The 23510-nt window shown below is 33.0% G+C and carries 29 protein-coding genes; 1 reads left to right on the top strand and 28 read right to left on the bottom strand.

What is annotated here, in order from left to right; genetic code table 11:
• Window positions 1-4: 4 nt before the first annotated feature.
• From AC1EU5_RS09585 to flxA, 27 genes are read right to left on the bottom strand one after another with little or no spacing between them, the layout of a single operon-like run.
• Window positions 5-460 carry a hypothetical protein gene (locus AC1EU5_RS09585; RefSeq protein ID WP_480192163.1) on the bottom strand — a complete coding sequence of 152 codons (456 nt, stop codon included), beginning with the start codon at window positions 458-460 and terminating at the stop codon, window positions 5-7.
• Between the two features lie 41 nt (window positions 461-501).
• Window positions 502-861, bottom strand: coding sequence for an ApeI family dehydratase (locus AC1EU5_RS09580; protein WP_480192162.1), 360 nt, complete (start codon window positions 859-861; stop codon window positions 502-504).
• 12 nt (window positions 862-873) lie between these two features.
• Window positions 874-1434 (bottom strand): outer membrane beta-barrel protein, encoded by a 561-nt coding sequence (locus AC1EU5_RS09575; RefSeq protein ID WP_480192161.1) that lies wholly within the window; start codon window positions 1432-1434, stop codon window positions 874-876.
• Window positions 1435-1491: 57 nt separating this feature from the next.
• Complete coding sequence (lolB2, locus tag AC1EU5_RS09570) at window positions 1492-2058, bottom strand: flexirubin biosynthesis protein LolB2 (RefSeq protein WP_480192160.1); 567 nt, start codon at window positions 2056-2058, stop codon at window positions 1492-1494.
• 34 nt (window positions 2059-2092) lie between these two features.
• Window positions 2093-2719 carry a flexirubin biosynthesis/transport protein LolA2 gene (gene lolA2 / locus AC1EU5_RS09565; RefSeq protein WP_480192159.1) on the bottom strand — a complete coding sequence of 209 codons (627 nt, stop codon included), beginning with the start codon at window positions 2717-2719 and terminating at the stop codon, window positions 2093-2095.
• Entirely contained in the window at window positions 2712-3488 is a 777-nt protein-coding gene (locus AC1EU5_RS09560; RefSeq protein WP_480192158.1) for a polysaccharide deacetylase family protein, read from the bottom strand. Before AC1EU5_RS09560 ends, lolA2 begins: the two co-directional genes overlap by 8 nt.
• The gene (locus tag AC1EU5_RS09555; RefSeq protein ID WP_480192157.1) at window positions 3482-4546 is read right to left on the bottom strand and encodes a beta-ketoacyl synthase N-terminal-like domain-containing protein; all 1065 of its coding nucleotides are present in this window, start codon (window positions 4544-4546) and stop codon (window positions 3482-3484) included. Before AC1EU5_RS09555 ends, AC1EU5_RS09560 begins: the two co-directional genes overlap by 7 nt.
• 1 nt (window position 4547) lies before the next feature.
• The gene (locus tag AC1EU5_RS09550) at window positions 4548-5744 is read right to left on the bottom strand and encodes a beta-ketoacyl-[acyl-carrier-protein] synthase family protein (protein WP_480192156.1); all 1197 of its coding nucleotides are present in this window, start codon (window positions 5742-5744) and stop codon (window positions 4548-4550) included.
• Window positions 5745-6002 carry a phosphopantetheine-binding protein gene (locus tag AC1EU5_RS09545; protein WP_480192155.1) on the bottom strand — a complete coding sequence of 86 codons (258 nt, stop codon included), beginning with the start codon at window positions 6000-6002 and terminating at the stop codon, window positions 5745-5747.
• The gene (locus AC1EU5_RS09540) at window positions 6003-6566 is read right to left on the bottom strand and encodes a 3-oxoacyl-ACP synthase (RefSeq protein ID WP_480192154.1); all 564 of its coding nucleotides are present in this window, start codon (window positions 6564-6566) and stop codon (window positions 6003-6005) included.
• Between the two features lie 51 nt (window positions 6567-6617).
• Window positions 6618-7682 (bottom strand): methyltransferase, encoded by a 1065-nt coding sequence (locus AC1EU5_RS09535; protein WP_480192153.1) that lies wholly within the window; start codon window positions 7680-7682, stop codon window positions 6618-6620.
• Between the two features lie 6 nt (window positions 7683-7688).
• The gene (locus tag AC1EU5_RS09530; protein WP_480192152.1) at window positions 7689-8834 is read right to left on the bottom strand and encodes a beta-ketoacyl synthase N-terminal-like domain-containing protein; all 1146 of its coding nucleotides are present in this window, start codon (window positions 8832-8834) and stop codon (window positions 7689-7691) included.
• A gap of 8 nt (window positions 8835-8842) precedes the next feature.
• Complete coding sequence (locus AC1EU5_RS09525) at window positions 8843-9262, bottom strand: acyl-CoA thioesterase (RefSeq protein WP_480192151.1); 420 nt, start codon at window positions 9260-9262, stop codon at window positions 8843-8845.
• A gap of 1 nt (window position 9263) precedes the next feature.
• Complete coding sequence (locus AC1EU5_RS09520; RefSeq protein ID WP_480192150.1) at window positions 9264-10550, bottom strand: ABC transporter permease; 1287 nt, start codon at window positions 10548-10550, stop codon at window positions 9264-9266.
• Window positions 10543-11298 (bottom strand): ABC transporter ATP-binding protein, encoded by a 756-nt coding sequence (locus AC1EU5_RS09515; RefSeq protein ID WP_480192149.1) that lies wholly within the window; start codon window positions 11296-11298, stop codon window positions 10543-10545. Before AC1EU5_RS09515 ends, AC1EU5_RS09520 begins: the two co-directional genes overlap by 8 nt.
• A gap of 3 nt (window positions 11299-11301) precedes the next feature.
• Window positions 11302-12297: a BtrH-related acyltransferase DarH gene (gene darH, locus AC1EU5_RS09510; protein ID WP_480192148.1), complete on the bottom strand. Its 996-nt coding sequence runs from the start codon at window positions 12295-12297 to the stop codon at window positions 11302-11304.
• Window positions 12294-12698, bottom strand: coding sequence for a flexirubin biosynthesis protein DarG (DarG, locus tag AC1EU5_RS09505; protein ID WP_480192147.1), 405 nt, complete (start codon window positions 12696-12698; stop codon window positions 12294-12296). Before DarG ends, darH begins: the two co-directional genes overlap by 4 nt.
• Before the next feature lie 4 nt (window positions 12699-12702).
• On the bottom strand, window positions 12703-13158 hold the full coding sequence (locus AC1EU5_RS09500) for a hotdog family protein (RefSeq protein WP_480192146.1): 456 nt from the start codon (window positions 13156-13158) through the stop codon (window positions 12703-12705).
• A complete protein-coding gene (locus AC1EU5_RS09495; RefSeq protein ID WP_480192145.1) occupies window positions 13159-13590 on the bottom strand; it encodes a hotdog family protein in 432 nt (143 codons plus the stop codon).
• Between the two features lie 14 nt (window positions 13591-13604).
• The gene (gene darB / locus AC1EU5_RS09490) at window positions 13605-14735 is read right to left on the bottom strand and encodes a dialkylresorcinol biosynthesis protein DarB (RefSeq protein WP_480192144.1); all 1131 of its coding nucleotides are present in this window, start codon (window positions 14733-14735) and stop codon (window positions 13605-13607) included.
• A 9-nt stretch (window positions 14736-14744) separates the two neighbouring features.
• Window positions 14745-15668, bottom strand: a complete 924-nt coding sequence (locus AC1EU5_RS09485; RefSeq protein WP_480192143.1) for an NADPH-dependent FMN reductase family protein — start codon at window positions 15666-15668, stop codon at window positions 14745-14747.
• Window positions 15669-16553 (bottom strand): LpxL/LpxP family acyltransferase, encoded by an 885-nt coding sequence (locus AC1EU5_RS09480; RefSeq protein ID WP_480192142.1) that lies wholly within the window; start codon window positions 16551-16553, stop codon window positions 15669-15671.
• Between the two features lie 15 nt (window positions 16554-16568).
• Window positions 16569-16811, bottom strand: coding sequence for an acyl carrier protein (locus AC1EU5_RS09475; protein WP_480192141.1), 243 nt, complete (start codon window positions 16809-16811; stop codon window positions 16569-16571).
• A gap of 8 nt (window positions 16812-16819) precedes the next feature.
• Window positions 16820-18037 (bottom strand): beta-ketoacyl-[acyl-carrier-protein] synthase family protein, encoded by a 1218-nt coding sequence (locus AC1EU5_RS09470; protein WP_480192140.1) that lies wholly within the window; start codon window positions 18035-18037, stop codon window positions 16820-16822.
• 15 nt (window positions 18038-18052) lie between these two features.
• Window positions 18053-18784, bottom strand: coding sequence for a flexirubin biosynthesis SDR family reductase FlxB (flxB, locus tag AC1EU5_RS09465; RefSeq protein ID WP_480192139.1), 732 nt, complete (start codon window positions 18782-18784; stop codon window positions 18053-18055).
• A 3-nt stretch (window positions 18785-18787) separates the two neighbouring features.
• Window positions 18788-19921 (bottom strand): WG repeat-containing protein, encoded by a 1134-nt coding sequence (locus tag AC1EU5_RS09460; RefSeq protein ID WP_480192138.1) that lies wholly within the window; start codon window positions 19919-19921, stop codon window positions 18788-18790.
• Window positions 19922-19925: 4 nt separating this feature from the next.
• Complete coding sequence (gene flxA, locus AC1EU5_RS09455) at window positions 19926-21458, bottom strand: flexirubin biosynthesis tyrosine ammonia-lyase FlxA (RefSeq protein ID WP_480192137.1); 1533 nt, start codon at window positions 21456-21458, stop codon at window positions 19926-19928.
• A gap of 102 nt (window positions 21459-21560) precedes the next feature.
• Here flxA and AC1EU5_RS09450 point away from each other — a divergent pair, with 102 nt between their 5' ends.
• Entirely contained in the window at window positions 21561-22805 is a 1245-nt protein-coding gene (locus AC1EU5_RS09450) for an NAD(P)/FAD-dependent oxidoreductase (RefSeq protein ID WP_480192136.1), read from the top strand.
• Between the two features lie 17 nt (window positions 22806-22822).
• On the opposite strand, the gene AC1EU5_RS09445 is transcribed toward AC1EU5_RS09450, so the two are convergent.
• Entirely contained in the window at window positions 22823-23431 is a 609-nt protein-coding gene (locus tag AC1EU5_RS09445; protein ID WP_480192135.1) for a hypothetical protein, read from the bottom strand.
• Between the last annotated feature and the right edge of the window lie 79 nt (window positions 23432-23510).

The raw sequence follows: 23510 nt of genomic DNA, 5'->3' as shown, positions 1-23510 counted from the left end.
CTTTTTAGAGCTTCGAAATTACAGTTTTTTCTGCGGTAGTAAAAGCCTTAGACGCTAAAAGATATTCTTTAATATAAGACTTAAGCTTTGAGTCTTTTATTGATTTAAGGTTATTTAATATAAACGACTTATCGGTTGCCATATGCTTATGATATCCAACAATTTTAGGAGCATTTTCTTGAATGGTAAATCTTATAAATCGGAATTCAATATCTGTTGGGTTCTTTGAAATTAGACTTTCTAACAATATAGCTCCTCGTTTAAAGAACTTTTTCTTGTTACCTATACCTTTTTCGTACTTAGCCTTAATTGTTAATGCTGCAGCTTTATATGCAACTAAGGTTTTGTTTTTATGATCGTCACTTAAATTTGAAAGCTTATCATAAAATTTGGTAGCTTTTTCTTTAGAAGAAGAAGCCATTTTATATGACGATCTCACCTCTGATATAGAAGGATTCATCAAAATAAATAACAAAAGAAAAGAAGTAATGCAATTAATCATCAGATAAAAATTCCGCTAAATTTTAATGCTAAGGTATCGTCAAACTTAGTGCTGTTCTTAACCTTCACCAGACCTTCACTTTGATTTAATGTGATCTCTAAATCTAAATCAGGGTTTTTATCAGGATTAATAAGTGCCATAAACTTTACATTGCTCACTTTTTGCATGAATAATTCTCTATTCAAGGCTTTTTCGATTAACTCCTTAATGATCTGCATCATGCATACACCTGGCATTACAGGATTGTTAGGAAAGTGTCCATTAAAGATATCATGATTTTTATTAATGCTTATAGAGGCATTAATAGTATCCTCACTAAATGAGAATGAATTTACCTTATATAAGTCCTCTATAAGCATAACCAAGCTTTATTAAAAATCAAATTGATATGTTGCTCCTATTTGAATAACCTTATTTGCAATCAATTCATCAAATCCAACCGAATCATTTACATTTCGCCCAAAAACATCTACAAATCCTTGTTTATAGCGTGCTTCTACACTTAAACCAAATGGAAACTCATAACCCAAACCTCCAAACAGAGCAAAATCAAAACCTTCAACATCTATTAACTCAAAATTATCATTTACCTTAATATCAAAAGATGGTCCAATAATAGCATGCAATCCTAAATCTTTAAAAGGAAAAAATTTATTGGCTATTACGACTGAAACATAGCTTATTTCAGTATCCTCTCCAAAATCTGACTTCGTTCCTTGCCTTGAGTACACAACCTCAGGTTGCAAATTGTAAAAATCAACAAATTTAACAACCCCAAACACACCAATATAAAAATCAGTTTTGATACTAGACTCTATTGAGTTCGTAAAATCAGCAAAGTTTACACCTGCCCTAACTCCCGGTTTAAATTCAATCTGCGCGTTTGAAAAAAAGAAGCAAGCAAATGCAATAATTAAAAATACTTTTTTCATCTTTTTAACGATTTTTGGTTTATTGAACGGCAAAAATAGGATAACTTTTATAATAACCTATTTTGATATATAACTTAAATCAATTTTCAATTTAATATTCTTATGTTCTAAGCTAACTTTTTTAGCAACATTATACTCAATATTACTAAAAGATATTGTTAGTTTTTCTTTTGTCTTACTAGTATGAAAGATATTTCTTAGCATATTATCATTTTGGTCTTTAAAATAAAAATTAAAGCGTTTACCTTCTACCACCTTAAATACTTTATATGTATCATTTTGAAACTGTTCTACTACCTCAGCTTCTTGCCGCAAAAGCAGTCTAAAATCTTTCTCTAGCGTATTGATAATAATTTTTTTATCAAGATCTTCTTGAACATAATTCTTTTTAAAATTATTACCAACAAACTCAAAATCAAAAATTCTACTCCCAAACTCGGTTGTGAATACAACACGATGATGATCAACACCTAGTTTCTTGATAGCCACAATACCCCCTAAATTATTTCCATAAATCTCTATATAAGATTTATACACATAATCTTGTTTGGAGTCTGAAAAATAAGGGTTTGTAATTGTATTTGATACCTTTTCAATTTTTACTAAATCCTTGGTCAGGCTCAAAGTACAAGAGCTCAACAAAAAGATTAGCAATAGATTAGTTAGAAAAGACCGCATTGTCTAATGGCGTATTCTCCTTTCTATTTTTGAAAAGGATCTTCGTATAGTCATTTGTAGGTTCAATCATCTTGACCATAACAACATCATAATTTTCTTTACTAAAGTGAATGTCAAATTGTTTGATATACTTTTTTAGCGTAACATCTTTTGTTAAAAATTGAACCTGATATACTTTTTCTGATTGAAAATATGAAATATCAAACTCATCATCATCAAACATATCACCACTGACACTATTAATGATGAGTTTATTCATTTTCTTGAAAAGGTCACTTGATCCTGCTTTGATATCACTCTTTTTACCATTGTCATTTACATAAAGTCTATCTTCTTTAAAAACAACACTATATTTAAATGGGTCAACGTATTCCCACTTCACCAAATTGGGAGTTTTAAAAGAAAGTTTACCAAATGTCTTTATATCATCCGATAAAAAATCGAGGTGCTTAAGTTGCTCAAAATCACTTACGATAGTTTGTGTTTTTTTAGCCTTCTCTTTCACATTACTTCTAATACGCTTTATAGTATTCTGATCTAGTTGATCCTTTTGAGCAAATAATAAAGAAGAAATGCTTAAAAAAGTAATAAGTAATAGTCTATGCATAGGCTTTTATTTTCAATAAGGCATCTACTGTTACTGCCTTAATTCTTTTCTTTGATAAAAATAACAACAATTGTTCCAAAACTCTTACAGTCCTTTCACTAGTATCATGTAAAAGAACAATGTCTCCTGGTTTAAGGTTTTTGGTAATTCTATTTAATATCTTTTGTTCATCTTTTATTACAGTATCTAATGAGCGAACATTCCAGCCAATGACTTTATGCCCCGTTCTATCTATTGCTTTACGAATGGAGGGATTTGTTACCCCAAATGGTGGGCGAAAAAAAACAGGTTTTATAGTTATACATTCTTGAATGGTCTGATCGGTTTGAACTAGTTCTTCTTCTACCCTTATATCATTGTAAAACCCAAAACTATTTGAATGGCTATAGGAATGATTTCCTACAGTATGTCCAGCCTCAACAATGTTTTTTAGAATATCCTTAGACTGCTCAATCTGTTTACCAATACAAAAAAAAGAAGCTTTTGCATTAAACCGTTCCAAAAGCTCTAATATTTTTGGAGTAAACTCTTTATTGGGTCCATCATCAAAAGTAATTGCTACACTTCTTTCTTCATTTTCAGGGTTTGAATTATATGCTTTCACATGATAATTCCATAATATATTGAAAGATCCAATACTTGTTAGAATCAACCAGATGAGAAAAAGCAGGAAATAATAAATTTTTGCTATTGGAAAAAAATAATTGGCAATTAGCAATGCTAAAACAGTCACTATAAAAATACTATTGACCGCTTTGAATTTTAGCATGCTTTTAAAAGAATGAAACTGTGGTTTTTACCTCTGTACTGATTGTATAATAACAAGTAGTTTATTTTTTCTGTCTGTATTGAATTTAATTTCAAAGTATCAGGAACATTATGATCTTTCAAAATTTTGCTAGCTACCCAAAAACCAAAGGCCGAAGCAGTATTGTATTCACCCGAAAGATGCTTATACCCTAGTTGAGCTGTATTTTTAAAAATCCCCTTCTGAAGTTTATAAAAATACGGATCAAAGTCAACATCTCCATTGATGCCTAAAACGATTCCATCAATTTCTTGTGGAGATAAATCTTGTTTTTCTAAAAAATTGATAATTGCAGGCTCTAAGCTATGCTGATCTAAACTATTAAAAGTGATTATATCAACCAATTCAGCATAAGTGCTTTCTTGTTTTTTATCAGATACCACAAAAAAAGAAGCTCCCTCTCCAAAAATACTTCCTTTAGTGTTTGAATTATATAAATCAGAAGTATTTGTCTCCTCCCGCTTTATATGATCAATTAGCTTGTGAATCTTAATTGTATGGTCAGCCAGTTCATCTACGCCTCCAACTAAAATATTATTGGCTTCGCCTTCCTGCAACATCATTTGTGCATCCAATAAACTAGACTCAAAGGAATTTGCAGCATGTACATAGCTAAAGTTGTACGATTTGCATTTTAAACCCAAGGCAATTTGAGCCCCTACCGTATTGTGTGTAGATTGGATAAATGAAGTGGGGGTTAAAAACTCTTCATCATTATCAATAATGGCGCTCAAAAATTTCTCTGAATCAATTAAACAGCCCATGCCTGTTCCGGTAATAATAGCATCAGGGTCTTCTATTTTAGCTTCTTTTAATGCAATAGTCGAAGCAACAATTCCCATTTTTACTCCTTTGGCCATCCTTCTGGCGGAAGCACCTTGCATATACTCTTTATAACTTGGCTTTATAATTTCAATAACATTGGCATTATACTGCTGAACATCTTCCAAGAACTTAGAATTGTCAACGGTTTGTTGAGCAGAAACACATCCAACACTATTAATAAAGCAAGAAGCCATATTAGTTTTTTGAAAAGATTAATGTTGAACAATTACCTCCAAAACCAAAAGAGTTAGACAATATATGGTTGAGGTCTTTTTCTGTTGGTCTAGTTACCGGAACGATATTCGTCTCGGGTATGGCAACATTAAAATTAAGGTTTGGGAAAATCATATTATGTTGCAAAGCTAAAATTGAATATACTGCTTCAATAGCCCCAGCAGCGGCTAAAGTATGCCCTGTATATGCTTTAGTAGAACTGAGCGGTGGTATTTTTTCACCAAAAACTCTTAAAATTGCTTTACTCTCAGATAAGTCGTTATTTGGAGTTGCTGTTCCATGGGCGTTGATATAGTCAATATCATCAATTTCTAATCCACTAATTTTTAGTGCCTTTTGCATTGCCAAAGTCGCTCCATCTCCGTTTTCTGAGGAAGCCGTTTGATGATATGCGTCATTTGCATTGCCATAGCCTGAAAGATAGGCATAGACTTTTTTACCCGATTTTTTTACAGCATCTTCAGATTCTAATACTAAAAAAGCTGCTGCTTCTCCTAAATTTAACCCTTTTCTATCTCTGTCAAAGGGAGTACAATCAGTATCTGATAAGATCATCAAGGTTTTAAAACCATTAATAGTGAACTTTGATAAGCAATCAGACCCACCTACGACTACCCTATCTAATTTTCCTGACTTTATGAGCCTAGCACCTAGCATAATTGCGTTGGCTGACGAAGAGCAGGCTGTACTAATGGTAGTAACATAATCAGTAATACCTAACTGTTCAGCAATCTTTTGTGTAGAATCACCAGCATGATGACCATCAATATATTTACGAGGTACTTCTTCTTCAAGATACTCATAGTAATATTTCTCGGTCATATCCATACCTCCAACACTTGTAGCAGAAATAAGACCTGTAGGCAAACTTTTTATATCTGTTATTTGTGCATCTTCAATTGCCTGCTTTGCAGCAACTACAGCTAATAAAGCTGTTCTAGAATAATTATTAGTTTCAGGTAAGCCCAACTGCTCAATAAGCTCTTCATTATTTGATACTATTTCTCCAACCTTTATAATATCTTTATGTCTAGTCTTTATTTTGGATATCCTTGAAATACCAGGCTTGCTATTTACCAATGCATGAAAATTTTCTTCAACTGTATTTCCAATCGAAGAAATTATACCCATACCTGTAATAGCAACACCTTTAGCCATTTATTTTGTTCTGTTTTCAGAAATATAAGTAGCCATTACCTCTACTGACTCAAATATCTTTTTTCCCTCTTTAGGATCGGTAAGTTTGATACCATAATCTTTATCTAACATCACGATTAGCTCTAAGGCATCTATGGAGTCTAATCCTAATCCGTCACCAAAAAGCGCATCATTGTCACCAATTTCATCTATTTCAACATCTTCTAAATTTAACTGGTCAATGATCTTTTCTTTCAATTCTTGCTTTAACGCTTCCATTTAAACTGTTTTATATGATTTTTGAATTTGTTCTATTGAATGTTTTGAGTTTCCTTTTGAAGAGACCAAATATAAGAAAGCCTCGTAATTATTTTCGTCATAATCAACCCAACCGCAAAGTACGTCATTTGCTTTGTTATTATCAACTAAGACATGGGCATAATTATATAGCAATTCTGCATTAAATGTTTCGGAAACGAAAAATGCATTTTCACTTTTTAATTGATGACGAATACTGATCTCTCCTACAGAAATATTAGGCAAGGTATAGACAAATATGGCCGGACTGGGATAATAATTGTCTTTATTCTGAATAGATTCCTGGTGTTTTCTATCGGTATCTAAGCTTGAAGCTTTATTTGATAATACAATAGCAGTATTACTGTTTATTTCTTTTTCTTTAAAGATTAATTCTGCTCCTAAAAATGCTAGCTTGCACAAATTATCCATCTTAAAGAATTTAGAATACCTTTCTGAATGCTCCTTGTACACTCTTTTAGAAAACTCACTAAATTTTAGATCAGCTTCTTCTTCTAATAATTTTTCTCCGTTAAGGAAAACCATATTGTTTTTAATACTACAAAATGAATGTATATATAAAGTTTTATCCACCAATTAATTATCTTTTTTGCATATAAAAATTGTATGGTATTCGCCAACACTTATATCTTCTTTTATAGTTAGGCCAGCTTTAACGGCTAACTCAACTATTTCTGAACTTTTGTACATTTTACTTTTCCCATTGGCTAATGCTGTAAAATAAAGAGAAGTAGCCTCTAAAATAAATTTTGCATTATCAAATTTTTGCCTGTCCGTATAGGTTTCCATGATGATCAACTCTGTTTTATCGTCCATTGAAGTTACACAAGTTGATAATATTTTTAGAATTTCATTTTTAGAAAAGCAATCTAAAAATTGACTCATCCATATGATATCTGATCCTAAAGGAATTTTTGGGCTATTTTTTAACCAGTCAATTTCATAACCAGATATTCTATGTTGATATTTTGTTTCTTTAACATTGGCAAGAGCTTTACGCAATTGACCTGGTAAATCAATTATTTTTATTGAAACATTAGCATTATGTTCGCAGGCTCTAATTGCAAATTTTCCTGTATTTCCCCCAATATCAAATATTACTTTTGGCTCATTTCTAAAGATTAATTCTAATGCATAATTAAAAGCACCATCAGAGTAATGGTGATCAAATTCAAACCAAGATTTTTGTATTTCTGGTCTCAAATGGGATAAGCCTTCATAGATTGTGGGCCAGTTTCCTATTTCTTTTAGGCCTTCTGGCTTACCAGATTCTATAGCCTCTTTTAAATGAAATAAACCTTTATAACATACATCATGAGTGAAATTCGTATTTACTCGTACAGTTTCATTATTTGCCAAAAAATATCCTGTTTTGGTTAATGTATACTTGTCATCTTCGTTTTTGCTGACTACATTGCTACTCTCGGCAATCTCTAATAAAACACTTATACCATAATTACTTATAGCTAATTCTTCAGAAATTTCTTCTATCATTATCCCACCCTTTTTCCTCTTTTCAAAGATAAGATCAAAAACGCCCAATTTTCTTAAAGCTAAGGTGGCTTGAAAAACAAAAGGTGCAAAAGCAATTTTTTGTGCTTCTTGAATAGCATCTATTGCTCTTAATGATTTATCTGACATAGCTTTTTATTCATATTTTTTAAAAATCACTGCTGTATTGCATCCTCCGAAACCAGAAGCAGTTTTTAAAAAGGTGTTTAATCTTGATTTCTGCTTTTGCTGAATCACATTTATAGGTTGGCTGACTCCCAAAGAATTGAATCCTTTTGAGACATATAATTCATTATTGAATAATGACTGCATACCTATAATTGTTTCTACCAAACCTGATGCACCTAGAGTATGGCCATAAAAGGCTTTCAAGCTATTTACTGGAGTCTTTTCAAGCCCTACTCTATTTAACGCAATGGCTTCCATTTCGTCATTATATAGTGTAGCTGTGCCATGCGCTGATATATAATCTATCTCATCAGCCCGTATTTCTGCTTCTTCTAATGCACTAGAAATGCTATTTACAAGTCCCTCGCCAGTACGCGATGGACCGGAAATATGATTCGCGTCATTTGAAGAACCGTCTCCTACTATTTGTAAGGCATCCTGAGACAGATATTCCTCATTTTTGGTCACCAAAATAGAGGCTGCTGCTTCCCCTATAGTAATTCCATCTCTATCCTGAGAAAATGGTTTACAAGGATTTTCACTAATAGCTTGAAATGAGCTAAAACCAGATAAAATAAATTCGGATACCAGATCACCGCTTACAATAAAAATGTCATCGTAACTACCTGTTTGGATCAATCTTTTGGCAATAGCAACAGCTAGAATTCCAGATACACAAGCATTAGATACTACAATCGGCTCTGTTTTAAAACCAAAGAATTGTTGAATTTGTTTGCCTAATTCATGTAAATAAACTCTATTCTTAGGAAACTTAGAAGTGGCATCTAAAACATCTACATTACCTTTTGTTGTTGAAATAATGAAGCCTGTTCTACTGGTAGCTTCCAATCCAGATTTGTTAACAATATCTTTTAAGGAAAGGATCATCAATTTTTCCAAAAATGTAAAATCTTTGGTATTACCAATTGTACTAAAACGATCATTTAAAAGCCGTTTATCAACTATTGATGAATAAAATGGTTTTGGTAAAATTGCACGGTTTTCATGAAGTTGAATACCAGAAATATCGTTAGCAATATTTTCTGCATTTGATTGCGTGTCAAATCCTAGTGGAGAAGTGATATTATTATATGAAACAAAAACACGTTCCAAAAGTCAGCTTATTTTAACAGTCCAACTCTGCGTTTCCAGGCCTCAAAAAACTCTGGGAACGTAATTGACAGCTCACCATGATCATTTACAAAAGCCTGAATGGTTTCACCAATACACACTATCTTACCATCTGGATTATAGATAGCATACTTAAAGATCATTTTGGCAGCTGGTGAATCAACAAAAGTAGTTTTAATTTTGGCTATTTCGCCGTATTTTAATGGCAGCTTATGCTCGCAAGAAGACTTTACAATTGGAGTGGCATATCCATTTGCTTTTACATCTAAATATGAAATTCCGTGCGCTCTTCCAAAAGCCTCTCTTCCATCTTCAAAATAGGTAATATAGTTTCCGTGCCATACGATCCCTAGAGGATCTGTCTCATTAAAACGCACACGGATTTCTGATTCAAAACTTAATTCATTCATATTAAATGGCCCTTTTCTTTTTATCGTAAAAAATTGAAATTGTCATTGTTACCACAAAGAACAACAATAATAGTGATAACTCCGGTAGAATGTCTAGAAAATTACCTTGCCGCAAAAAGACATCATAAAAGGCATTCAAGCCCCAATTCATAGGAGAAATATTTGATAATAACTGCATAAATTTTGGCATAATAAATACTGGCACCCAAACACCTCCAATTGCGGCTAAAATAACTACAGCAGTTGCCCCAAATGGTGCCGCTTGCTCATGGGTTGAAGCTATTGTACCAATAAGTATACTAAGACCGATAGCTGCCAATCCTGAGAATAGAGCTACGATGAGCGCTAATAAAAATCCGTTCCCTACTTCAAGAGCCGGTAAGCCCAATTTTGGCAAAACAAAAACGCCCACGGTCAGCATCAATAAAAATTGAATTAAGCAAACCAATAAATATGTAATGGTTTTTCCTCCCATTATTGTTGTGTAAGAAACAGGATTTGTTCTTAAACGTACAAAAGTACCCTGAATTTTTTCTTTTACAATGTTTATAGATAATGGAATTGCAATGAAAAAAATAGCAAACAAGCTCCAAGCCGGAACATTATGTTGTGTAGAATTGGGAATTATTTCCTTAGTTTCTTCATTAGGATTAATTTCCTTAAATGTTAGAAAGCCTTTATCCTCAAAAGTGGTATCATCTAAAGCACCTTCCTCATCTAATTCGTTTTTAAAAGCTGAATAAATAGATTTTGATTCAATAGTTGCAACCATTTTTTCAATGCTATTCATTACGGCTGACTTGAAAGCCTTTTGAGAGGCCGGATCAAAATACAATTTGACTTGTTTATTTGGTATCTCCTCTTTTATTTTCAAACTATCCTCTTCAACTCCCAGCTCACTGAGTATATTGGTAACATTTTGAGTTATCTTTCTCTGTAAATCAACAGTTGTATTTTCAGGAATGATCACAGCTAATTGATAATCCCCTTTACCAACAGCAAACTTGGCTTCCTCTTCCAACAATGGTTCATTGTCTATAAAAGTAACAACTTCAAAAACCTCACTTTTTTCGAAATTATTTAGAATTGTTTGTGAAATTTCACCTTTATCATTATCTACTAAAAGGATAGGTATTTTAGCGCTTTTAATTGTTTTAAAAGAGCTATCCTGAACTAATGTAATCGTAATGATGAGCACCAAAGGCATTAAAAATAATATCGCCAAGCCACCTAAGTCTCTTGACAATAACAATAATTCCTTATATGTTGACATCCATAATTTACGCATGATCTCTTAAGGCTGATCCTGTTAATGATATGAAAACATCCTCCAGGTGATGCGCATTTTCTGTTTCATTGATTAAATCTGTAGGTGTGCCTTTTGCTATGATTGTACCATTGTCAATAATAGCAACCCGAGTACAGAATTGCTCTGCTTCCGTAAGATGGTGAGATGTATAGATGATAGTCGTTCCATCAGAATTTAATTGCTTTAAATGATCTATGATCACGTTTTTAGATTGCACATCAACACCAACCGTTGGTTCATCTAAAAATAAAACTTTAGGCTGATGCAAAATTCCTGAAATGAGATTCACTCTACGCTTCATACCCCCAGAAAAAGTTTGAACTTTTTTATGCGCAAATTTTGAAAGCCCTAAATGTTCTAAATTTTGATGAATAGCTTCTTTAAGATCATTTTTATTACTATCATACATACTTCCAAAAAAAAGCAAATTTTCATATGCCGTTAATGTAGGATACAGCGCATATTCTTGAGGAACGACACCAATATTTTCCTTGATTTTCTTACCATTAGAATTAAAAGACTCTTTATCAATTAAAAAAGAACCTGCAGTTGGTTTTAACAGACCACATAAAATAGAAATTAAGGTTGTTTTACCCGCTCCGTTGGGGCCTAGTAATCCAAAAACTTCGCCTTCAGAAATATTTAAGCTTAAATCTTTTAGCGCATAATCACTAGAGCCCTTATATACTTTAGATATACTTTCTATTTCAATAATAAGGTGAGCCATATTTTAAATTGCCTTCTTTAATTCTTTAAAGAAAACCTCTTCCCTATTTGCTAAATCTACAAGCTGATCTGCTACTTTATTATAAGCGTCAACTTCTGGGCTTCTGTTTTTATAAATACGTGACGCATCTACAGCAAAATCTCTCCAAGAATCACCAATAGCGGTAATTTCTTGTGAAAGATCATTCAAATTAGTATTGTTCATTACCTGTGATGCTTCCTGAAGAAAAGCACCGTATATAAATCGGAATCCTCCTCCACCTGTGCCAATTTCTTCCTGCATTCTTACAATTTGTCCAAGATAATGATTTGCCTTTTTCGTTCCATGTTTTTTAGGCCATTTGCGGATCATTTTAGAAACGGAGCGCATACCATTTACTCCTACAATAGGAACCGGAGCTAACATATCTCTACATGTATTTTTTACACCTTTTTTTATAGCCTTTTCAAGGTTTAAATCTTCCGGATAAGAAATAGGATAATACATATGCCCTTTTGGAGCAAAAGCACCTTTGGCGAATCGTACACGTTGTAGTTCTTTTTCAGATAAGGTGGTAACCTGTTCCATAACAGGATCGCTTATCAAATAAGTATCATCTTCTTTTCCATAAACTACCATATTATGTGCATTAAAATGAAAACGATACTCATCAGGAAAATAGGTTAGATGATATACACCTACCTGTAAACCTACTGGGTTGTTCCTTTTTAATTCACTGTCAAGAGCCGATTGCGCTTTCTTTTCATTTCTAAACTTATATCGCTTTATCTTAATACCAGTTCGCTTTGCAAAACGCTTAAATATGAAGCCTGGCATTGGTCTAAAACTAATAGCAGGTGCATGGTTTACTTTTAAAAAAGGTATATAAACAAAGAATAAACCTGAGCCAATGCCAAAGACCATAGGTTCACTAATATTATGTCCATTGTGTTTCATTAAGTTAGAAACAACTCCATTCTCACAATGTGCAGATTGATAATGGGAAAAATCTATCTTCATAAACCTTTTACATTTTTTAGCTGATCAACAGTAATGTCAAAAATAGCTGCATATTTGTTTAATGTCTTTGGGCTCATTTTTTTAAAAACTGACGGCTTAAAATGACGCTTGACTCTCCATTTCCACATACCTACATAACTTGCCAAAATAGGCAAATCCATTTTATGCAACTCCATATAATATTCTATTGGACTAGAAATTCCCTCTATAACTCTTACTCTTGCGGCTTCAACACGCTCATTTATATCTTCTATTGCTTTACTTAATGCAATAGTTTTGGGTTCCCATCCTGTACTTAGTTCAGTTGTATAATTACCTTTTTCATCAACAGCATAACATAATTCTTTAATATTTTTGCTACCAAGCTTACTCTCATCCTGAGGTACTTCTTTCTTTCTCATGACCCTAAATTTCTTGAATAAACAAATTCATAACTCCTTCGGCTATAATATTCTCACCTACCAAAACCTTACACTTTATAGTACTTATGCTATAACTTTCAGCATTGAATTTGGAAATCAGATGAGCCTTTGTGTAAAGAGTTTCACTAACAAAAGGTAATCTTTTGATAGTCATGCTCTTAATAGTACTAATAAACCCAATTATTTTTTTTCTACTACCTTCAAGGTTTAATTCATCAAAGTGTTCTTTACCTAAAATTGTTGAGCAGGTTTGCGCGGCATTCTCTATGATACCACTCTCTTTTAATTTACCATCTTTTACAAAAACACAGTCAGGTTGAATATCAAAAATTGTACTTACGTGTTCACCATCAATAGAAAGTAAACTATCTACCATTAACATGGGAGCTCTATGAGGTAGAAATTTTTTTAAATCTATATGATGTTTAACGCTTTTCAATCAGTCGGCAATAACGGTTTTTATTTGACCTTTGGCTATTTCTTGTGCATTTTTACTTACAACAACTACGTCCACCAATGTAACACCCGTTATTTCATGTAAAATAGACACTGAAGTTTCTATAGAATCTCCTGTTTTAGGTAAAGATATAATTTCAAAATTTTTTACAGCGCCAATATAACCAGTAGGTGCTGGTTTATTTAATAAACGATACTGACAACCCGTATGCAGTGCAACAGTTTGAGCCATATGCTCAATTAAACCTGGCTCAGTAAAAGACCCCTTATTTTCAAAAATGTTTTCAGTAGAAATAGTCAAACCAGCCTTAACAAAATCTTCTTTATAGTCTAATAAGGTATCTATCATTACAAATGGGCTCTTATGTGGAATGAGCTCAATAATAGAAATATCAAACAATATGCTTTTATCCATATTCGTTGACATTTTTAAACGGTAACTAATGCATAAGCATATGAAAAACGAGCACTTTCAGGCACGGAAAGCAATATTTTATCTCCCTTTTTAAGCTTACCTGAATTTACTAATTCTTCTAACATGATATAAATTGAAGCAGAACCAACGTTACCCACTTTATCTAGGTTCATAAACCAATTTTCCCAAGGAATTTCAACACCTTGATTTACCATCTCATTGTATAACTTTTCTTTAAAGTAGTATGATGAAATATGAGGTAAATAATAATCTATATCGGTTGGTTTTAGACCATGTTTAGTGATAGCCTTTTTTAAACTATCAACACCTTTTACCAAAATATGATCATCCAGTATCTTTACATCTTGCTTTATTGCAAATAATGAATTCTTACCCCATTCATCGGCCGGATACTCACTCCAAGGTTTTAACTCGCCATCTTCTTTTTTATCAGCCCCTGCATACATACATGCTTCAAGCTCAAAAGCATACGAAAAGCCTTCCATCCACTCTATTTTTAAAGGATGTTCACCTTTGGGCTCATTTTCTAGTAAGAAAGCACCAGCTCCGTCTGATAGCATCCATCGTAAAAATTCTTTATTAAAAGCAATGATAGGTTGTTCTTCTAATTCTTTAAGCTTGCTAACTTCTTCTTCAAATGTATGCGACTTCATCCATGTTGATACACGTTCAGATCCCGTACAAACTGCATTTTTTACTTGTCCGGAACGTAATGCCATATAACCATATTTTAAAGCATTCATACCTGAACAACAAGCGCCTGAAGGTGAATTTATCTCAAGATTTCCATTCTTTAATGCTCCATGAACCATAGCTGCATGAGAAGGCAATACTTGATCGGGTGTAGAAGTACCACAAGAAAGTAGTTCTATTTTTTCTTTGGTAAAGGAAGTATCACATAAATTTTCAACAGCTTCCTTCACCAGTTCAGCATTGGTATGTGTTACCCTACCATTTCCGTTTAAAGCGTAATATCTATTCTTTATTTGATTATTTCGTAAAACAATTCTACGAGCTTTAGACGTTTTACCATCTACAAGTCCCAATTTCTCTTCCATCTGATCATTAGACACCGGCTCGTTAGGCAAGAACTTAGCAATTCTCGTTATATATACATCATTCATCTGGTCGTACTACTTTTGGCTTACAGATTTGTAATATTCTTTCTGTCTTTCAATTTTCCTAATGGAAAATGGATAAGTCAACAAAAATACGATAAAAACTATTGGGGCGATAACCCAAATAGCAAATAGTAGATAATTTTTAAAAACTTTAATCCATTTTAAACGTTTAGGATCTCCCGCTTTTCCTTTTTTGATGATAAAATTAGCCCATTTACTAAATAAAATATTTGCTCTTTTATCTGCTAAAACCAAAAATGGTTTAATCTTAACAGCTTCTAAATCATTTAATTTTAACTGTAAATCATCAAACTTGCCAAGCTTCAAATTTTCTAAGATGGGCTTACCAAACTTAACGGCTTCATCAATATCTTTATCAGACACACCAGGTTTTGGAAATACACCTAAATACCTTTCTTTTTTACCAGAAAACATCCATTTAGAAATAGTAATAACACTTATATGGTTTAAATGTCTATCTGCCAATACAATATTACCAACCAATCTAGCATTTACATCATCTAAAAGAAGTTTCATTTTTTCCTGCGCCTGTACCCACATATTTCTACATCCAATAAGCGTGATTACGGGTGTAGCATTGAGAAGTTGCTTAGCCTTATCAGAACGCAAAAATGAATTTACAGGAATAGAAGGTGTTAAATACCAAATTTGATAGGCTAATATTATAAGATCATAATCGACATCTAAAATTTCATGCTGCGTTGGTTTTAGCTCACAAGGAATCTGTAAAAAAGATTCGGGAAAGGCATCAAAAAATTGGTCTCTTTGCCAAGGAAAATCATAAGATCTTACAGGCTCAATATTATAGTACGAAACTTCCACATCATCAGAAGTTTGCATATCACTAACAACATTTTTAGCAATATCTAATAGTTGACCCGATTGGGTATAATATACTACTAAAACCTTTTTCATTTATGTTGTTGTATAATCATCCCAGAAGTCATAATAATTGAACCATTGTAATGGATATTTATTCAAAATCCATTCCACGCTTTTAGTATATTCTTTTAAAAGACCTTTAGCATCTCTTTTCTTAAAATCAGCTACTCTAGTATATAAATGATAATGCTTCGTTGTTTCTTTCATAACATATACAAAAGCAACAGGTACTTTTAGCCGCGATGCTAGTTTAAATGGTCCTTCAGGAAAAGTTGCTTCTTTACCTAGCAATTCTTCAGACAATGAACGTACCTGATCAAAATACCTATCACCCGTAAAACATATCAACTCATTTTTACTCAAAGCTGCATTAATTTCAAATATATGTGTAAGATCTTCCTTAATTAAAATAAATTTTGAGTCTGACTTACCTGTGACATTTTCTAAATATTCTTTAATGTCATCGCGCTCACTATCAGTTGTAACAATATTAATTTTTGAATTAATATCAATTTCTTTAAAAAAGAATTCTGCTATTTCAAAATTACCAACATGTGCACTTATAAGAATACCACCATTTCCCTTGTGTAAAAGATCTTTTAAGTGTTCAACACCGTCAAAATCATAGGTAAAAGTATCTCTTGAACCAGAAAGTATGGCAACCTTATCAATAATGGTTTGCCCAAACTTAAAATAACTCTGATAGACCCTCAGAACACTTTTGAGTCTAGAAAACTCATGTCTTTTTCTAAAGTAATAATAAGATGCTTTGGTGCCTTTAGATGAAAATAGTAAAAAATAAAACGCAACAAAATATAAGAGAAGGTAAGCAGCTCTTACACCAACTTTTTGAATTAAGAAAGTAAAAATTCTATATCCAAGAACTGTACCTCTAGACTTCCCTTCCCATTGCGTCATTAAATACCAAAAAAATTAAGCCAATTTTCTTTCTATAAGATCGTAAAAATCTTGAAGTGTTTTTATATTTATAAAGTCTTCACTTACCAGTTTAATACCAAAACTTGAATCAATTGCTACAACTAAGTCTACAAAATCTAAACTGTCTAGCTCGAGTGTTTCCTTTAAGTTTGCTTGCGGAGCTATATCCTCCTCCTCTACTTCAAATTCATCAACTAAAAAATCATTAACTTTTTCAATGATTAATTCTTTCTCCATAACTAATACTATACCTTTTTTATAATCAATGCTGAGTTTGTACCACCAAACCCAAAAGAATTCGACAAAAATACATCAATTTTTTTATCTAGAGTTTTACCTACCAAATTTAATTTTGCTGAACTTTCATCTGGTTTGTTTAAGTTAATATTAGGGGCCACAAAAGAGTTCTGCATCATTAGCATTGAATAGACTATTTCACTTGCTCCCGCCATCCAACACTCATGTCCCGTCATAGATTTTGTTGAGCTAACACATGGATTGTTTTCACCAAAAACATTATAAATAGCTCTTGCTTCATTAGCATCACCAACAGGTGTTGAAGTAGCATGAGCATTTACATAATCAATGGCAGAGGCATCTAATCCTGATTGATCTAGAGCTCTTTGCATAGCAATAGTAGGGCCTTCTACCGTTGGTGTAGAGATATGGGCACCATTTGAAGAAAAACCATAACCCATAACTTCGGCTAAAATAGGCGCACCTCTTTTTACTGCTGATTCATAACTCTCTAATATCAAAGTAGCGGCTCCACCACTAGGCACCAATCCATCTCTATCTTTATCAAAAGGTCTACATGCTTTTTCAGGTTCATTTTCATTTGCTGAGAAAACTCCCAATCCATCAAAACTCGCCATAGCATACTTATTAATCTCTTGAGCTCCTCCACAAATAACCATATCCTGCAATCCTTGTTTAATCAAAAGGTATCCCATACCAATCGTATGAGAACCGCTAGCACATGCTGCACTAATGGTGAAGTTCACACCTCTTAATTTAAACAGGGTTGAAAGATTCATAGTAACGGTAGAGTTCATTGCCTTAAAAATGGCTCCAGAACCTACTAGTGTAGTATCTCCTTTTTCTCTTACTTTATCTACAGACTCTATGGTTGATTTACCAGTACTATCATTTCCGTAAAGGATACCTATTTCTTCACTATCAAGAAAACTTTGGTCAATACCAGCTTCTTTAAAGGCTTCCATAGTAGCAACATAAGCATAGAGTGACTCTTCGCCCATACTCACCCGCTGTCTTCTTGATAATTCTTTTTTGAGATTAGGAGTAGCAACCATGCCTGTTAAGGCTGATCTGTACCCAAAATCTTTTCTATCTGGGTCAAAAATAATTCCAGATTTTCCTTTGTATAGAGATTTCTTGACCTCTTCAAGGTTTAATCCTATACATGAGTAAATGCCCATTCCTGTAATAACAACCCTTCTCATATCAATTTCAAGTTATTACGAATAAATACCTCCGTTTATATTAATAACTTCACCTGTTATATAAGATGCCTTCTTAGATGCTAAAAATGACACAAGGTCAGCGACTTCTTCTGCCTCACCAAATCTATTTAATGGTATCATTTTCTTCAATTCCTTTTCATCTAACTCGCTGGTCATATCTGTTCTAACAAAGCCAGGAGCTACAGCATTTACAGTTATCTTACGCTTAGCTACTTCTTGAGCTAAAGCCTTAGTAGCTGCTACAAGTGCACCTTTGGCCGCGGAATAATTGGTTTGTCCTGGCGTTCCTTTAACACCTGATACTGATACCATATTGATTATTCTACCATAACGCTTGCTCAACATTTTTTGAATCAAGTGATTCGTAACATTGAAAAATCCGTTTAAACTAGTATTAATAACTTTATGCCAGTCATTCTTAGGCATCCACATAAATAAACCGTCTTTTGTAATACCAGCATTATTAACAACTACCTCAATGACAGCATCTTGATTTTTCTTCTCCCATTCATCCAGTACTTTAGCAACCTTATCACCGTCAGAAACATCAAATTGCATAATCTCACCAGAACCACCTTTGTCATTAATAGATTTTAACGTTTCTTCTGCAGCATTCTTATTTGAATGGTAGTTTATTAAAATATGATAGCCTAAGTCTTCGGCTAATTTTTGACAAACTACTTTACCAATCCCTCTGGAACCTCCTGTTACTAAAGCACACTTCATATACTAATCAATATTCACAAATGGTTCTGCATTTTGATACCAAGTATCATTCAATAGCTTGCCTTGTTTATCAATATATCCCCATTTTTTATTTTGCCCCACTCTAGCCAAACCATTTATAAATCCTTTTTGGTTATTCTTTTTAAAGATGCCAAAATTAAAGGCCGTAATTACATATGTATCTTCAATTACTAATTCCCCCTTTTTGTTAATAAAACCCCATAACTTTGAAACTTTTACCGGCGCCATATCTTCACTAAATACTTCAGCATCTCTAAACTTTAAAGGAATAACAACCTCTCCGGTTTCATTCACATAACCCCATTTCTTTCCATCATTAGTAACGGGAGCAAGACCATTAGAGAAAGCTCTTGCTTTTTTAAATTGAGGTTTTATAACCCAATCACCATTTCTGTTGATAAAACCAATTTGTTTATTAGCATTAGATGCATAGGTAAGTTCTTGTCCATTTTTAAAATCCCATATTCTTAGGGCATCTTGAACTTCTTTAAAAACTCCATCTTTTACAATACCAAAAAGGTCATTTTTTTTGGCTCTGGTAACACCATTTGAATAATCACCCAATTGTTGATATTCTACTGGAAGTACTAATTTTCCAGAAGTATCGATCAATCCCCAGCTTTCACCAGACTTCACTTTAGCATGACCATTTCTAAATTTTAATATTTTGGTATAGGTAGGCTCAAGAATTACTTCACCTTTAGCATTTATGAGACCAACTTGTTCTCCTCTTTTTATATATGCCAATCCATCTTCAAAATCAAAAACTTTATCAGAAGCCGGCATATTTACTTCATTACCGCTCTTATCAATGTAGAACCATCTTTTATCTTGTTCAACCACAGCAATACCACTATCAAATCTCTTAGCTCTATTGTATTTAGCTTCAATGACAATTTCGCCGGAAGGGTTAATAAAGCCCCATTTATCACCATTGTAAAATGCTGCTAAACCATTAGAGAAATTTTGTGCTTTTTCATAAGTGGGCTGTATCATCCAATCACCGTTATCTTTTAAATATCCAATTTTTTTGTCTTGGCGCACTAAAGCAACCTGTTGAGCACTTACTAACTGTATCATTAATACAGCTATAATTAAAATAACAATTTTTTTCATCACATTATAGTTTTTGATTCGTATTCATCAAATATTCTTTCACCTTATTTACATAAGGATACATGACTACATCTTCCTTAAATACAGGAACGATTGTTCTTACCGTATTAAATAATGTTCTGGTTTTTGTAGAAACCTTTGTTGTACAACCTAAATACTCAATAGCCTGAACAATTGTAATTAGCTCAATGGCAACTACTTCAAAAGAATTTTCAATTACTCTCTTTGTAATTAATGCCGCATTAGTACCCATGCTCACAATATCTTGGTTATCATTGTTGTTTGGTATACTGTGTACATACATTGGATTTGAAAGCATCTGATTTTCAGCGGTAGTGGATGTAGCAGTAAATTGAACACCTTGCATACCAAAATTTAGTCCTAATTGTCCAAGATTGACAAATGGAGGCAAGATATCATTCAATTTAGAATTTAACAGATAATTTAATTGACGCTCAGCCAACATAGTCATTTTAGTAACTATTATCTTTAATTTATCCATTTCTAAAGATACATAATCTCCATGAAAATTACCACCATGATATACATGCTGTTTTTCAACATCCACAATAGGGTTGTCATTTGCAGAATTGACTTCCTCTATTAAAATCTTATGAATATTATTAAGCGTGTCTAAAACTGGACCTAAAATCTGAGGAACACATCGCAATGAATAATACTCCTGAACTTTTTCCTTAAACACAGGGCTATTGGCATTTGCATTATACAAATACTCTTCTCTGCTTCTTACTAGCGTACTATCTTTAAGATGCTCACGCATCTGTTCTGCTATTTTCTGCTGACCTATATGCTTTTTTGTGCTATTTAGTTCAAACGATAGATGATCATCATAAGCCTGAACAATTTCATTAATAGCCGCTGAACATTGCACTACCCAGTTTAACAAGCGCTTTGTATAAATTGTATTAACAATACCAATACCTGTCATTACCGATGTACCGTTCATTAATGCCAAACCTTCTCTAATCTCAACATTAATAGGTTGTAGGCCTTCAATTTCAAATACCTCTTGTGTTTTATTACGTTCACCTTTATAAAACACTTCACCTTCACCAATTAATACCAAAGCTAAGTGTGCTAGCTGCACCAAATCACCACTTGCACCTACTCCGCCATGTTCATATATCAGCGGGATAATATCCTTATTAATTAACGAAGTCATTAAATCAATAGCTGAGATATGCACTCCAGAATTGCCAAGACTAAGCGTGTTTAGCCTTGCCAGCATGGCAGCTTTTACATACTTTTCTGCTAAAGGATTACCTGTACCAGAAGCATGGCTTCTTATTAAGTTATATTGTAATTGAATTCTATCTTCATCCTTAATCTTATACTGAGCCATTGGTCCGAAACCAGTATTTACACCATAAATAACTTTATCATGTGAAAACTCTTTCAAAAAATTGAAGCTATCTTTTACTCGATCTACAAGATTTGTGCTAAGCTCAATTTCTTCGTTATTAAAAATAACATCGTAAAAATCATTAAGATTTAATTCTCCTTTAATTACAGGCATTATTCCATTTTTTGATAGGATGAAGGCATAATTAATTTCAGAAATTAATTATAAAAAACCCGCAAATTTAATATTTTTACGGGAACTTTAGATAGATATTGTATGATCAATACAAACGTTGATGTTTTAATAATTGGTGCTGGCCCCTCTGGATGTGTTGCGGCATCCTATCTTAACGATAAAGGTATCTCAGTACAGGTAGTTGAAAAATCAAAATTTCCACGATTTGTTATAGGCGAAAGTTTATTACCAAAATCCATGGAGCATTTTGAAGAAGCTGGTTTGTTAGACTGCATTAAAGCTCAAAATTTTGAAAAGAAATATGGCGCCCGATTTATACGGGGCAAGGAGGTCTGTAATTTTGATTTTAGTAAAAAATTTACCGAGGGCTGGAACTGGACATGGCAAGTGCCTCGAGCTGAATTTGATAATGCTTTGGCGCAGGAAATTATAAAAAAAGGTGTCAATGTTGCTTTTGAATGGGAAGTCACTAATGTTGAGTTTGAAGGTAGTACTTCAAAAACGAATATAAAATCAATAGATGGTCAAGAGAAAACAATTCATGCAAGGTTTATTGTTGATTCTAGTGGTTTCGGCAGAGTACTTCCAAGACTTTTAGATTTAGAAAAGCCTTCTTCTATACCTAAGCACTCTTCTATTTTTGCACATGTAAAAGATAAAAGAAGACCTGAAGGTATTGAAGGAACGCTAATCACCTTTGATATCGTAAAACCTCAAGTATGGCTTTGGGTTATTCCGTTTTCAAATGGTAATACAAGTTTGGGTTTTGTAGGCCCAACTGAATTTATTGAGTCTTATAAAGGGAGTAATCAAGAAATACTATCAGAAATGATGCAATTATCAGATCATTACTACGATCGATTTAAAGGTCTAGATTATATCTCTGAACCCAGAAAGATCAAAAACATTTCTAAATCAGTTAAGCAATTGTATGGAGATGGGTATGTATTAACAGGTAACAGTGCAGAATTCTTAGATCCTGTTTTTTCTTCTGGTGTTGCGTTTGCAACAGAATCATCGCTTAAGGCATCAAAATTAATTTGCAAACAATTAAATGGTGAAACCGTTGATTGGAAAAATGATTACAGTAATTATATACTAAAAGGTGTAAATGTATTTAGCACCTATGTAAAAGAATGGTATACTGAAAATTTACAGGAACTGTTTTTCCATCGTCCTGAAAATCCTGATGTAAAACAAAAAATTTGTGCTGTATTAGCTGGTTATGTTTGGGATGAAACCAATCCGTTTGTTAAGAAACATAATCGTGCTGTGAAGTCAATGGCGCATATCATTAGAATGGAAAAAGAAAAAGCCGCTATTTAATAACGGCTTTCTTATTTTTACTTGGCTTTCTTTTTAATTGCTTTGGCAAATTCTTTTGCTAGTTTCGCATAAGCTTCAGATATTCTATAACCAGAATCATAATCATTGCCAAAAGCGCCAGCACCCTGAACATCTTTATAAGAGCCAGAAACTAATACATTTGAGGGGTTGCCAGCTTCATAGATAGTAATAGTAGCGTCAATTTCAGAGTTATGCCTCCAAACACCCACATTATAACCAGGATACAACTTGGTTGTATGTATTTTCATAACATATTTAGCACCACTTTCTTCTCTACCAACCTTAACCTCACCTTCTTTAAATCTTTTATTAAAAGAAGTAATGAACTTTGGCTCATATCTTTCCTCACGATCTCTAAACCAACTCTTTTTAAAGCGTTCACCTGCTCCAGCCTCTTTCTCTTCTCTCTTAGCCATTTTCTCTTCTAAAAAAGCTTCTTCAGAATCAAATTTTGGAACCTGAAGATCTGAATAATCAAATTCTAAATTATAAGCAGAAATACCTTTTAAGTTGGCAACTTTACCTTCTTTTACTTTTAATTTTTGGGAATATGATATCATCGCTATACACAAGAATGCTACCAATAAAATAAAATGCTTTTTCATAAAATAAATGTTTAGTTATTTAAAATTTCTAAAATAAAATTTACAGCTCTTTATTGCTCTATTTAATTATTAAATTTTT

Source organism: Maritimimonas sp. 2405UD52-3, assembly GCF_056591715.1.
The sequence above is the reverse complement of the archived record's forward strand: the minus strand, read 5'-3'. Positions and strand labels throughout refer to the sequence as shown.